Consider the following 12,923-nt stretch of genomic DNA (forward strand, 5'->3'; position numbering starts at 1 on the left):
GTTAAAATCAATCAAGAAAAAAAATTAGCCATATAAATCAACCATGAAAAAAAGCCTATTTATTCTGCTTTTAATTATCGTTAGCACTTACAACGGTAAAGCGCAATTAATTCCTGCACCCGAAAATCTAAAAATTGAAAAAGGTCATTTTGTTTTAGATGCAACTACGGGAATATCGATAGAAAATGCGGACAAAGCTGAAAGCATTAAATTAATGTCATACATTATAAATAGAATAGCCACTGAAACTAATGTTGTCGTTTCCAATAAAAAACAAAGTAAAAAAAATATATCTGTAGAAATATTGCGTACGCTCAATGAAAATTTAGGAAAAGAAGGATATCTTTTAAACATTTCAAGTTCCGAAATTCAAATTACTGCCAACTCTTATGCGGGCTTATTTTACGGAACGCAATCACTATTACAATACATTATTGCAAATAACACACAAACACCAATCAAAATTCCATGTTTGAGTATTAGCGATAAACCTAATGTGGCGTGGCGCGGAATGGTAATGGATGTGAGTCGGCATTTTTATAATGTAAAAGCCATTAAAGAACTCTTAGATCTCATGGCATTTTATAAATTAAATATTTTCCATTGGCATTTAGCTGATAATGAAGGTTGGAGATTAGAGATAAAAAAATTTCCTAAACTTACCGAAGTCGGCGCATGGAGAACCGAAATTCCAGGCAGCATATTTTATAAAAAAGACAGCACTTACGCCAAAAAATTAGATGGTAAATCGTATCAATACGGAGGCTTTTATACACAAGCGCAGATCAAAGAAGTGGTGGCTTATGCCAAAGATAGAAATATAACCGTAGTTCCAGAAATTGATGTTCCAGGACACTCTGGTGCGGCCTTATCCGCTTATCCTGAATTTTCTTGTGAGAAACACACACAAGAAACCCCAAATTCTGCTTTGTGGAACGGTGTGGTAAAACCTGAAAATGTAAATTTAAATTATTGTGCAGGTCAAGAGAGCACTTTCAAATTTTTAGAAGATGTGTTTACTGAGGTAATGTCTTTATTTCCATCGCAATACATTCATGTTGGCGGCGATGAAGTAGATAAATCCTATTGGAAAAAATGTCCAAATTGTCAAAAGAGAATGGCAGAAAATAGTTTGAAAGATGAGAATGCACTACAAAGCTATTTTATTAAAAGGATCGCACAATTTCTAGAAAAGAATAATCGAAAAATTATTGGTTGGGATGAAATTCTAGAAGGCGGTGCGCCTACTAACGCTACCGTTATGTCATGGAGAGGTAAAAAAGGCGGAATTGAAGCTGCTAAATTAAAACAAGATGTTATTATGGCACCCAACAATCCATTGTATTTCAACAGAGTTCAGGAAGATCCAAAGAACGAACCGTATGGTGAAATTTTCAGCATCAACACTTTAGAAAAAGTTTACAACTACAGTTTAATCCCTACGGAACTTTCTAGCGAAGAAGCTAAATATATTATTGGTGGACAGTTTGCCATTTGGACTGAACACATCTCTTCAGTAGAACACTTAGAATATATTTTATTACCTAGAATGCCTGCATTTGCCGAAAATTTATGGTCTACTCCTGCAAATAAAAATTATAATTCTTTTATCTCCCGTTTAAATCAAGGGCATTACGATTATTGGAAATCGAATGGTATTCGTTTTCATCCAAAATATTATACAAAATCAGTTTACTAAGTTATGGGAACAAATTATTGTCGCAGTTACATCTTGCAGTTTACTTACTTATATGTTCTTAATTTAAAACTAATCAACCATCTTTTAACCTTATTAAATTCAAAACTTAAAAAAATTATATTGAAAACATACATGGCTTATATGATAAAAAATAGCAACATTATTTTCTTCTAGTTACTTAATATGGTCACCTGATTAATTGTCACATCATATATTTCTAAAATTTCAGCTATAGTATGAAATTCTCATATTTCTCATGTAATACGAATTATCTTTCAGTAAAATATTTGTCTATAAAGTAAACGAGTAAGAACTTAATTTTTTTAAACTAAATTCTTACTCGTTTATCAATAAAGATCGCTCAATAGAAAAGGTATTGAATTATTTTTGTATCAAATTATTCTACGATAATTTCATCTACAAATAACCAAGCCGCTTGCTTATCTCCAGGATGACCTGCTGGGCAAATTCCTAAATTTTTAGCCGTAACTCGAACAGCTCTTATCTTTTGTTCCGGAAATTTAATAGAAAAATCTTGAATTTGAGTATCTCTAGCATCAACAGGAATGGTATTGTTAACCGTCTTAACTTCTTTAAAATTAATCCCATCGGTTGACACTTCAAACTTTACCCATTGCGGGAAAAACACCCATTGTGGCCAATTTTGAATAGTACCTAAGGAGATACTACTTGCTAATATTGGTGCACCTAGATCAATTGTAGCAACCATATCATTTCCACTGAAACCATGCCATTGTTTTCCAATATCTTTTGTTCCTCTAAATCCATCCGTTAATGTATTTATGCCATTTGCAGGATAATAACGACTATTTACACTTTCATATTTTACTGCTTTTCCTGTGGCTTTGTTAAAAGTAAATGATTGTTCCGCTGGTTTACTGTTCATCACTTTGCCATTCAAAGCCATGATTGCTTTTACAGTCATCGATGTAGTTACTACAAATGGTTTGTCATATTTAGTACTACCAATTGTTGGTGTAGTTCCATCTGTTGTATAATAAATCACACCCTCGGCATTCTCAGTTTCTAGTGCTATAGAAAGCGAGTTATTGGCAACAATCGGCTTTATATCTACTTTATAATTTCCTTTAGAATAATGAAACCCTTTTTGCTCATAACCCACAATATGTGGATGTAGTCGCTTGTTGAAATCCTCCCAATTGCGGCTCTCTTTTGGAGACCACAACACTTCTGCCAATGCTGGCATACGAGGCAAAATCATATACTCTACATGTTCATAAGTCGGTACATATTCCGTCCATAGATTGGCTTGAGAACCTAGAACTCTTTTCCCTTCTACGGCAGTTAATTCTGCTGGAATTGGTTCGTAATGATACACTTTTTTCAAGGTATTAAACCCTCCAATTGCCAATGGCTCTGTTTCTGGATCGCCTTGATAATGGTCAAAATAAAGTGGGTAGCCAGGCGTCATGATCACATCGTGTCCCATTTTAGCAGCCTCAATGCCACCTGCTTCACCTTGCCAGCTCATAACAGTAGCTTCTGGAGCTAATCCTCCTTCTAAGATTTCATCCCAACCAATCATTTTTCTATCTTTTGAAACGATGAATTTTTCCATTCGACGAATGAAATAACTTTGTAGTTCCTTTTCATCTTTCAAATTCTCTTTTTTCATTCTGGCTTGACATTTAGGACAGTTTTTCCAACTCTTTTTGTCTACCTCATCACCTCCAACATGAATGTATTTAGATGGAAAAATAGCCATTACCTCCACTAAAATATCCTGCAAAAAGGTAAATGCTTGGTCATTTCCTGCGCAATAATTACTTTCTACTTTGCTAGCCAAGAAATTTCCTGATTGCGCAAATGTATTTTTAGGATTACAAGACAGTTCAGGATAAGCAGCCATTGCAGCTTCAGAATGACCTGGCATTTCGATTTCTGGAACTACTGTAATATTTCTTGCTTTGGCGTAAGCCACAATATCCTTCGCTTGCTCTTGAGTATAATAACCACCATAAGTTGCTTTGCTTCTATCCGCATTAAATTCTATTCCTGCCCAATCCCACGGTTTTCCCCATGAATCTACACGCCAAGCAGCTTGCTGCGTCAATTTTGGGTATTTTTTAATTTCTAGTCGCCATCCTGCACCATCCGTCAAATGCCAGTGAAAAACATTCATTTTATAGGTCGCTAATAAGTCGATAAATTCTTTTACCAAATCAGTTGAAAAGAAATGACGACTCACATCAAGCATCATTCCCCTCCATCCAAAACGAGGATAATCTTTAATTTCCATACCTGGAATTTGTACTAAATCATTAGTTCGTATAAATGGCAAGGTTTGTAATAAGGATTGAACCCCATAAAACAATCCTTTAGAAGTGTTTGCTTTTACCAAAATTCCCGTTGGACTTACTGAAATCAAGTATCCTTCATCACCGATTTCTTTTATTTTTTCAATGTTAAAAGTGATTGCTTTGCCTTTAAGCTGATTCGCTTTTAATGTAAAACCAGAAACCTTATTGACATATTCTGTAAAAAAATGAACGACATCGGCAACAGCTTTATCGTTTTTTGAAAATTTAACTGAAGTGTTATTGTCTATTATAAAACTACCCTCTTTCATTTCTATACTCGAAGGTTGCGGAATGATATGAACGGTTTGTTGCGCCTGTAGCAGCATGGTGAACAGCAAACTGGCTATTAAAATTGTCTTTTTCATTTTCTTTTATTTTATTTTTGGTGTATTATTATAATATATTATTTATCTCTTTTCATAAACTCTTACATAGTCGACTAAGAATTGTTGCGGTACAACACTATCGTCAATTGGTCCAGGCCAATTCGCGCCCATGGCTAAGTTCAATAATAGATAAAATGGTTTTCTAAATGGATTATCTGTACCCAATCCAGCCAAATCAATTGAAAAAGTATGGTACTTATTATTATCAAAAAAAACATCAATCGTTTGATTATTCCATTCTATCGCATACAAATGGAAATCGTTTTTTAAATCATCTGAAATAACTTTATTACCATTCGATTTATTTCCTTCACCATTTGGATTCGGAAAATGCGTAGTTGCGTAAATGTCTTTGGGCTGATTTCCTACGAATTCCATAATATCAATTTCGCCACATATAGGCCATCCTACTTCTGATCGATTCGTTCCCATCATCCAAATCGCGGGCCAAATTCCACCACCATAAGGAAGCTTGGCTTTTACCTCAATTCTTCCATATTTCCAACTTACTTTGCCCAGTGTATTAATGCTGGCTGAAGTATATTGCGCTGTAGAATCTTTAGTTTTCCATGAGGCACTTTCTTTCGAATAAAATTCATTTATATAGTTTTCCTTTCTACCTGTAATAGCTAAAACTCCATTGCTTACCCAAGCATTTTTTTCCCTTGCGTTTGTATAATACTGTTTTTCATTATTCCTGATATGTCCTACTTCATAACTCCATTTGTTTGGATCGGGAAGTCCTGTATAACTAAACTCTTCTTTCCATACTAATTTCCATTTTTCCTTGTTTTGTGCGTTTAAAGACACTGTTCCTAAAAATATAATTACAAACAGTAATTTAGAATTAAAAAGAAATATATTTTTTGTTGCAGCACTATTTTGTTGATTCATTTTTGAGTGTTTTAAATTTTAACTAAGCAATGCTAAAACCTTGAACTATGTTGTCACTGGAATAAAATGTACCCAAGGTTAAAACCTTGGGCTATTTGAAATATTGTTTTGTAACCAAGGTTGAAATCGTGGGATATATGAAACGAAGTTAAACGAGATTCTTTTTATCCTGCGAGTTCTTTTTTGACCTTGTAGGTATCCATTTAAATAGTTTTTATACCAACAACGTTTTAAAAACCTTGCAAGAAAGAATAACTATACTTAATTAAAAATTCAATTGTTTTTTTTTAAACTAGAATTCTTTAATACTCAATATTTTTGGATGATTAATACTCGTGTTCACAATCAATTCCCCAAACAAAGTATTTGCCCACGCAAACCATTTACGAGTAAACTGCATAGCGTCATCTTTATGAAATGATTCGTGCATAAATCCAGTATTAGCGTGAGTTTTAATCAACATACTTATACATTTTGTGATTTCCGCTTCATCAACACTGGTGATGGCTCTAAGTATAATACTCATTGGCCAAATCGTATCAGTTCCCGTGTGTGGTCCTCCAACTCCTTCGCCTGCTTTTCCTTTGTAGAAAAACGGATTGTTATCTGAAAGTACAAGTTTTCGGGTATTTAGATACAATGGATCAGCAGCAGCAATCGCACCTAAATACGGCAATGATAATAAGGAAGGTACATTAGCATCATCCATCATGTGGAAACTACCATAACCATTTACTTCAAAAGCAATGATTCTACCAAACTTTGGATGATCAATAATCCCTTGTTCTTGCAAGCCTTTTTCGACTTGAAGTCGTAATTCTTTAGATTTTCGAACCATTTCATTATCCTTTAATTTAGGAGATGAAAACATTTCTTCTAAATAAACCAAAACTTCGATAGCAAACATATTACTTGGAATCAAAAAGCCAAACAATGTGCTGTCATCACTTGGTCTAAAGGTGGAAACAATTAATCCACATGGCTTTACAGGATAGCCATATCCACTTAATGGAACGCCATCTGTGGCCCAAGCTGTAGTCCTTTGAAACGTATAAGGACCTTTACTTTCCCAACGTTGTTGCTCTTTAAATGTTTGTAATACCAGTCCCATTGCTTTTTTCCAGTCAGCATCAAACATGCTGATATCACCCGTATTTTTCCAGTATTCATGTGCTAGTCGGATAGGATAACATAGACTGTCAATCTCCCATTTGCGCTCGTGAATTCCAGGTTGCATCTTGGTGATGTCATTTTTCCACTCGCTAATTTCATTAAAATCTTTGTAAAAAGCATTAGCATACGGATCTAGTATGATACACTTCGTCTGTCGGTTGATTACTCCTTTTATTAGTTCGCGAAGTTTTGCATCTTCTTTGATAAAAGGAAGATAAGGCCAAATTTGTGCCGTGCTATCACGCAACCACATGGCATCAATATCGCCTGTAATTACGTAAGTATCTGGTTTACCATCAATTATTTCAAAATCAACTGTGGTGTCTAATGTATTAGGGAAACAGTTTTCGAATAACCAAGCTAATTCAGGATTAGCAATTTGTTTCTTGATTCGAACAATCGCTGCTTCTATCGCTTTACTAGTAAACTTTCGTTGTGCCAATGGTGGTCTATTGCTAACAAAATCTTTCATCACAAAATGTAAAGCATTAGACTCTGAAGCGAAAACCTGCGATTGGATTGCCAATAATCCGGCTGATAAAATTCCTGTATTTCTGATAAATTTTCTACGTGATTGCATATTATTTAGTTTTTTGGGCTGAATAAGAATAAGGATAACTGCTTTCTGAAGTTCCTCTTTGTTGGTTAGGTGTATTGATCATTTTAAAATCTAAAGTAGCTCCTTTGAGCAAATCAAAGTGATTAAGATAATTTTTGGTGTAAGTCGAATTGTTCCATTTTAATTCGTCAACATATTTATTAGTCTCGGAATTATTATCCGCCTTGATTATGACTTGCTTTCCATTTTCTAAATTCAAAGTTACTTTCTTGAATAAAGGTGCTCCCAAAACGTATTCGTCAGAAGCAGGACAAACAGGATAAAATCCCATTGCCGAAAAAACATACCAAGCCGATGTTTGTCCGTTATCCTCATCTCCGCAATATCCGTCAGGTTCCGGTTTGTATAAACGATCCATTACTTCTCTTGACCAGTATTGTGTTTTCCATGGTTGGCCTGCATAGTTATACAAATAAATCATGTGCTGAATAGGCTGATTTCCATGAGCATATTGTCCCATATTCATGATTTGCATTTCACGAATTTCATGAATTACGAAACCATAGTAGCTTTCGTCAAAAACAGGAGGCATTGTAAATACGGAGTCTAATTTATCCGTAAACTTTCTTTCACCGCCCATCAAATCGATCAACCCTTGAATATCATGGAAAACACTCCAGCTGTAATGCCAGCTATTCCCCTCGGTAAAAGCATCACCCCATTTAAATGGATTAAAATTAGCGGGAAAACTGCCGTCTTTATTTCTTCCGCTCATTAATCCTACTGCGGGATTGAACAGGTTTTTATAATTCATCATTCGCTTTTCGAACAGATTGATTTCCTTTTTAGGGCGCTTTAATTCCTTGGCTAATTTCCAAATCGCAAAATCATCGTAAGCATATTCTAAGGTTCTTGCGGCATTTTCATTTATTTGTACATCATAAGGAACATAGCCTAAAGTGTTGTAATACTTTACCCCTTTTCTTCCTACTGCATCCATTGGTCCTTCATTATTAGCTCCATTTAGCAAAGCTTTATACAACGTATTTATATCGTAACCACGCAATCCCTTTATATACGCCTCAGAAACCACAGAAGCCGAATTATTTCCTACCATAACGTTTCTAAACCCTGGGCTAGACCATTCTGGCAAGAAACCACCTTCTTTGTACGCATTAATTAATCCTTCTTGCATTTCTTTATTTATCGAAGGATAAACTAAGTTTAACAATGGATATAAGGCGCGAAATGTATCCCAAAAACCAGTTCCTGCATACATATATCCCGGTAAAATCTTTCCATTATAAGGACTATAGTGAATAGTTTTTCCTTTAGCATCAATCTCATATTGCTTTTGCGGAAAGCAAGTAGTACGATATAAACAGGAATAAAAAGTTCTTAATTGCTCTTCACTCCCACCTTCAACTTCTACTTTCCCCAAGACTTTATTCCATTCATTTTTAGATTCAGCTACCGTTTGATCAAAAGACTTACTGCCTAATTCGCTTTTTAAATTTAATTCGGCCTGTTCAAAACTGATGAAGGAAGAAGCCACACTTACGTTAATTTTCTCTCCTTTTTTAGTTTTAAAGCTTACAATTGCACCAACATGATTATCTGTCAATTCCAGTTTTTGTTGTTCTAAAATAGCATCGCGCCATGTATAATTAGTTTTGAATGCTTTATCGAAAATTAAAATAAAAAAATTTTTAAAATTAGTAGGAACGCCACCGCTATTGCGGGTTGTATAACCTATAATTTTGTTTTCCGATGGAATTATTTTAATGTAAGACCCTTTGTCAAAAGCATCTACTACAATAGAAGATTTCTCGTTTTCAGGAAAAGTAAATTGAAATTGAGCTGCTCTTTCGGTTGCGGTTATTTCTGTCGTTACATCAAAATCAGCAAGATATACACTATAATAATGAGGTTTTACGATTTCAGATTTATGGCTGAACCAACTGGCTCTCTCGTCTTCGGTAAAAACTAATTTTCCAGTTACTGGCATGATCGAAAACTGTCCGTAATCGTTCATCCATGGCGATGGTTGGTGCGTTTGCTTAAAACCTCTGATTTTTTCGGCAGTGTAGGTATAAATCCACCCATCGCCCATTTTGCCTGTTTGCGGAGTCCAAAAGTTCATTCCCCAAGGTCTAGCGATTGCGGGATAGGTATTTCCATTAGATAGACTATGAACGGATTGTGTTCCCATTAAAGGATTCACGTAATCTACTGGATCTTTAACGCTTGTTTGTGCTTGTGATACAATAGAAAATAATAGTAATGAGAATAAAATTAAATACCTTTTTATCATATTTTTTAACATTAATGATTTATCGACAATACTAAAGTCTCAAAGGCTGAAACCTTGAGCTATTCTTTATATAAAATTTTGTACCCAAGGTAAAAACCTTGGGCTATGGCTGAAATATTTTGAAATCTTATTTTGTACCTAAGGTTAAAACCTTGAGCGATTGTTGAAATGTTACAATGTAACTTTGACAAACACAGCAGAATGATCTGATATTAAGATGTTATTAACAGTTTCTGCAGCAACATGATATTCCTTTACATAAAAATCTTTACTAACAAAAATGTAGTCTATCACTAGTCTATCTTTTATAGCGATTTTATTAAATCCGTTAAATGTCCAATTCGTACCTTTTACTTTATTGGCCACTGATTTTGAATCAAAAAGTGTATCTGAATCTGAAGCCAATAGCATTTCCTTTACCACCGTTGAAGATGGTTCAGCATTAAAATCGCCCATAATTATTTGGGGCGAACCCTTACTTAACAATTTTGTTCGTTCCTTAAGCAGTTCCACACTTTTTTGTCGTGCAACAGTACCTTGATGATCCAAATGAGTATTTAAAACAAAAACTATTTTTCCAGTAACTTTGTCTTGTAATTTTGCCCAAGTTGCAATTCGTTCGCAAGCAGCATCCCAACCTTTTGAGGGTTTATCGGTGGTTTCACTCAACCAAAAATAACCTGATTTAACAACCGTGAACTTATATTTATTATAAAATAGTGGACTGAATTCTCCTTTACTAATGCCATCTTCTCTGCCTACGCCTATGACATTATACTCTGGTAATTGTTGAGTCATGTCTTTTAGTTGACTTGACAAAACTTCCTGCGCACCAAGAATATCAATGTTTCGAGAGCGAATCATTTTTATCACTTCGGCTTTTCGATACTTCCAATTATTCAACTTATCATCTGGATTATCATATCGAATATTAAAAGTCATTACTCTTAAATCAAGTTTCGTTTTAGTTGTTGTAACAGATGCAAGATTAAAAATCAACAATAAAAAAAATATGCTTTTCATACACGATTTAATTTTTGAATAATTCATACTTCCAATTTTTAATCATACAATTATAAAAACTTGCTCTCTTTTTTTACTTCAAAACCGCTCTTTATCGGTAGTTTGCGTGAGGGATAGTAGTGAAAATCCTTTTTTATATGGAGCGATAGCGAAATAAAAAAAGATTGTAACGAATAGCCCGACCCCGTTTTCAGGGGTCACGCCCAAAACAGTATCTAAACTACATCGGTCTATCCTCTTTTTTTACTCCAAAAGTAGCTGAAGGCTTGTTTCCCATATACAATTTCAACTCACCACCCTTTACAATCATTTCATGTGTAATATATGATTTGGTATAAGGCTTTCCGTCATATTCTGCTTTTTGAATATAGATATTATCTTTACTTAATCCATTAGCCGTCATTTTGAAAGACAATCTATTTTTATGAGTAATAGTAGCACTTTCAACTAATGGACTTCCTAAAACGTAAATTCCATTAGCCGGATTAACCGAATAGAATCCCATAGAAGAAAGAATATACCAAGCTGACATCTGGCCTAAATCTTCGTTTCCGCAAAGTCCATCAGGTTCCGAGGTGTAAAACTTCTCTGCTATTTCATGAACTAATTTGGCTGTTTTCCAAGGTTGACCCACATAAGCATACAAATACGGAATATGATGATTAGGTTCATTTCCTTGTGCATATTGACCAATAAAACCACTAATATCGGGTGAAGCGTTATCGCCTACAACACCTTCCTCTAAAGTGAATAAAGTATCGAGTTTGTTGATGAATTTTTCTTCGCTTCCAAATAATGTAATCAAACCATAAGGATCTTGTGGAACTAACCAAGTGTATTGCCATGCATTTCCTTCTACATAATCATCCTCACGGTGCGAAGAAGAAAGTGGATTGAAAGGCTCACGCCATTGTCCGTTTTTCAATTTTCCACGCATAAACTCGGTTTTTGTATCAAAGTAAAGACTGTATAATTTAGCTCTTTTGGAGAAATATTCATAATCCTCTTGCTTGTTCAACGCTTTTGCCATTTGCGCCACACACCAATCGTCAATGGCATATTCCAGAGCGTTTCCTACACTCTCTATTTCAACATCAGCAGGAATATATTCTAGTTTTTGAACATAATTCATCCCAGCGCGAGTTTGCATCGATGTTTTCTTGATGGCTTCATAAGCAAGCTCCACATCATAATCTCTAAACCCTTTAAAATAAGCATCAACAATAACAGCAATTGAATGGTTTCCATTCATAGTATTGGTTTCGTTCCCCATCAAATGCCAAACTGGTAATCTACCTTGCTGCTGATAAATTGCCAGAAAAGATTTTACGATATCACTGATTTTATCGGGTTGAATAATGGTGTATAAAGGATGCAAAGCGCGGTAAGTGTCCCAAAGTGAAAAAGTAGTGTAATTAGTAAAACCAGCATTTCTATACACTTTTTTGTCCGTACCTCTATAATCGCCATTGGCATCATTAAAAATAGAAGGCGCAAACATCGTATGATACAAAGCCGTGTAAAAAATCGTTTTTGTGTCTTCGTCTGCTTGAATTTTGATTTTATTTAATTCAGCATTCCATTTTGCTTTAGCTTCCTGAACGGTTTTTGAAAAATCCCAATGTGGAATTTCAGCTTTAATGTTTGCCAAAGCATTCTCATAACTCACCGGTGAAATTCCAACTTTTATTAATACTGTTTTTCCTTTTTTCAAATTAAAATCAAGTACCGCTTTCATGCGAACCGCTTCGCCTTCATTTCCTTTGATGCTTGAAATACTATCATACAAAGCCATATTAGTAATTGGCTCTGAGAATTCTATGGCAAAAAATACTCTTTGGTCATCAGCCCAACCTTTAGAAAGTCGGTAACCTACTAAACTATTCTTTCCTGTTTTCTTGATAAAAGTTTTCACTGGTTTATCCCAACCCACACCATCTGCCAGGTCTAATAATATATGTGAGTCTGTTGCGGATTCAAAGGAATATTTATGAAAGCCTACTCTTTCTGATGCAGTTAGCTCTGCTTTTATCTTATATTTGTCTAATAAAACACTGTAATATCCAGCCTTGCTTACTTCATTTGCATGTGAAAAATAGGAACCGTAACCATTTTCCATATCGGTTTTAGTCCCTTTAGTAAGGTTAACTTTTCCAGAGATTGGTAAAATTAAAATATCACTTAAATCGCCAATTCCAGTTCCGCTTAAATGCGTATGTGTAAATCCTAAAATCGTATTGCTCGCATAATTATAGCCACTGCACCAATCCCATCCTTCAAATACATTTACAGGACCAAGTTGTACGGCTCCAAAGGGAACATTAGCACCTACAAATACATGACCATGCTTAGCCGAGCCTATTATAGGGTCAACATATTTAGTATAATCTGTACGCGCTTGTTTTTTAGTTTTCGCTTGCGCAAAAGTACTTTGGGTAAACAATACGCTGATGGCGGTAAGAAAGAGGAAAACTATTTTAGGCTGTTTTACAAGCATTATTTTTTATTTAAGTGATTATTGATGTTTTGAATT

General features: G+C 34.8%; 7 protein-coding genes. 1 reads left to right on the plus strand and 6 read right to left on the minus strand.

Annotated elements, in window-relative coordinates:
- Positions 1-43: 43 nt before the first annotated feature.
- Positions 44-1,699: a beta-N-acetylhexosaminidase gene (locus tag RCH18_RS10060; RefSeq protein WP_326936626.1), complete on the plus strand. Its 1,656-nt coding sequence runs from the start codon at positions 44-46 to the stop codon at positions 1,697-1,699.
- Between the two features lie 397 nt (positions 1,700-2,096).
- On the opposite strand, the gene RCH18_RS10065 is transcribed toward RCH18_RS10060, so the two are convergent.
- The 6 genes from RCH18_RS10065 to RCH18_RS10090 form a co-directional block, all read right to left on the minus strand.
- Positions 2,097-4,406, minus strand: a complete 2,310-nt coding sequence (locus tag RCH18_RS10065; RefSeq protein WP_326936627.1) for a glycoside hydrolase family 20 protein — start codon at positions 4,404-4,406, stop codon at positions 2,097-2,099.
- A gap of 42 nt (positions 4,407-4,448) precedes the next feature.
- Positions 4,449-5,321, minus strand: coding sequence for a glycoside hydrolase family 16 protein (locus tag RCH18_RS10070; RefSeq protein ID WP_326936628.1), 873 nt, complete (start codon positions 5,319-5,321; stop codon positions 4,449-4,451).
- A gap of 292 nt (positions 5,322-5,613) precedes the next feature.
- The gene (locus RCH18_RS10075) at positions 5,614-7,074 is read right to left on the minus strand and encodes a glycoside hydrolase family 125 protein (protein ID WP_326936629.1); all 1,461 of its coding nucleotides are present in this window, start codon (positions 7,072-7,074) and stop codon (positions 5,614-5,616) included.
- Between the two features lies 1 nt (position 7,075).
- Entirely contained in the window at positions 7,076-9,367 is a 2,292-nt protein-coding gene (locus RCH18_RS10080) for a GH92 family glycosyl hydrolase (protein WP_326936630.1), read from the minus strand.
- Between the two features lie 171 nt (positions 9,368-9,538).
- A complete protein-coding gene (locus tag RCH18_RS10085) occupies positions 9,539-10,390 on the minus strand; it encodes an endonuclease/exonuclease/phosphatase family protein (protein WP_326936631.1) in 852 nt (283 codons plus the stop codon).
- Positions 10,391-10,610: 220 nt separating this feature from the next.
- Entirely contained in the window at positions 10,611-12,887 is a 2,277-nt protein-coding gene (locus RCH18_RS10090) for a GH92 family glycosyl hydrolase (RefSeq protein WP_326936632.1), read from the minus strand.
- Positions 12,888-12,923 lie beyond the last annotated feature (36 nt).

Origin of the sequence: Flavobacterium sp. PL11 (assembly GCF_035985025.1) — a bacterium.
Lineage (GTDB): Bacteria > Bacteroidota > Bacteroidia > Flavobacteriales > Flavobacteriaceae > Flavobacterium.

Coding starts and splice junctions, on each gene's coding strand:
- RCH18_RS10060 (WP_326936626.1), top strand. CDS start 44: ATGAAAAAAAGCCTATTTATTCTGCTTTTAATTATCGTTAGCACTTAC.
- RCH18_RS10065 (WP_326936627.1), bottom strand. CDS start 4,406: ATGAAAAAGACAATTTTAATAGCCAGTTTGCTGTTCACCATGCTGCTA.
- RCH18_RS10070 (WP_326936628.1), bottom strand. CDS start 5,321: ATGAATCAACAAAATAGTGCTGCAACAAAAAATATATTTCTTTTTAAT.
- RCH18_RS10075 (WP_326936629.1), bottom strand. CDS start 7,074: ATGCAATCACGTAGAAAATTTATCAGAAATACAGGAATTTTATCAGCC.
- RCH18_RS10080 (WP_326936630.1), bottom strand. CDS start 9,367: ATGATAAAAAGGTATTTAATTTTATTCTCATTACTATTATTTTCTATT.
- RCH18_RS10085 (WP_326936631.1), bottom strand. CDS start 10,390: ATGAAAAGCATATTTTTTTTATTGTTGATTTTTAATCTTGCATCTGTT.
- RCH18_RS10090 (WP_326936632.1), bottom strand. CDS start 12,887: ATGCTTGTAAAACAGCCTAAAATAGTTTTCCTCTTTCTTACCGCCATC.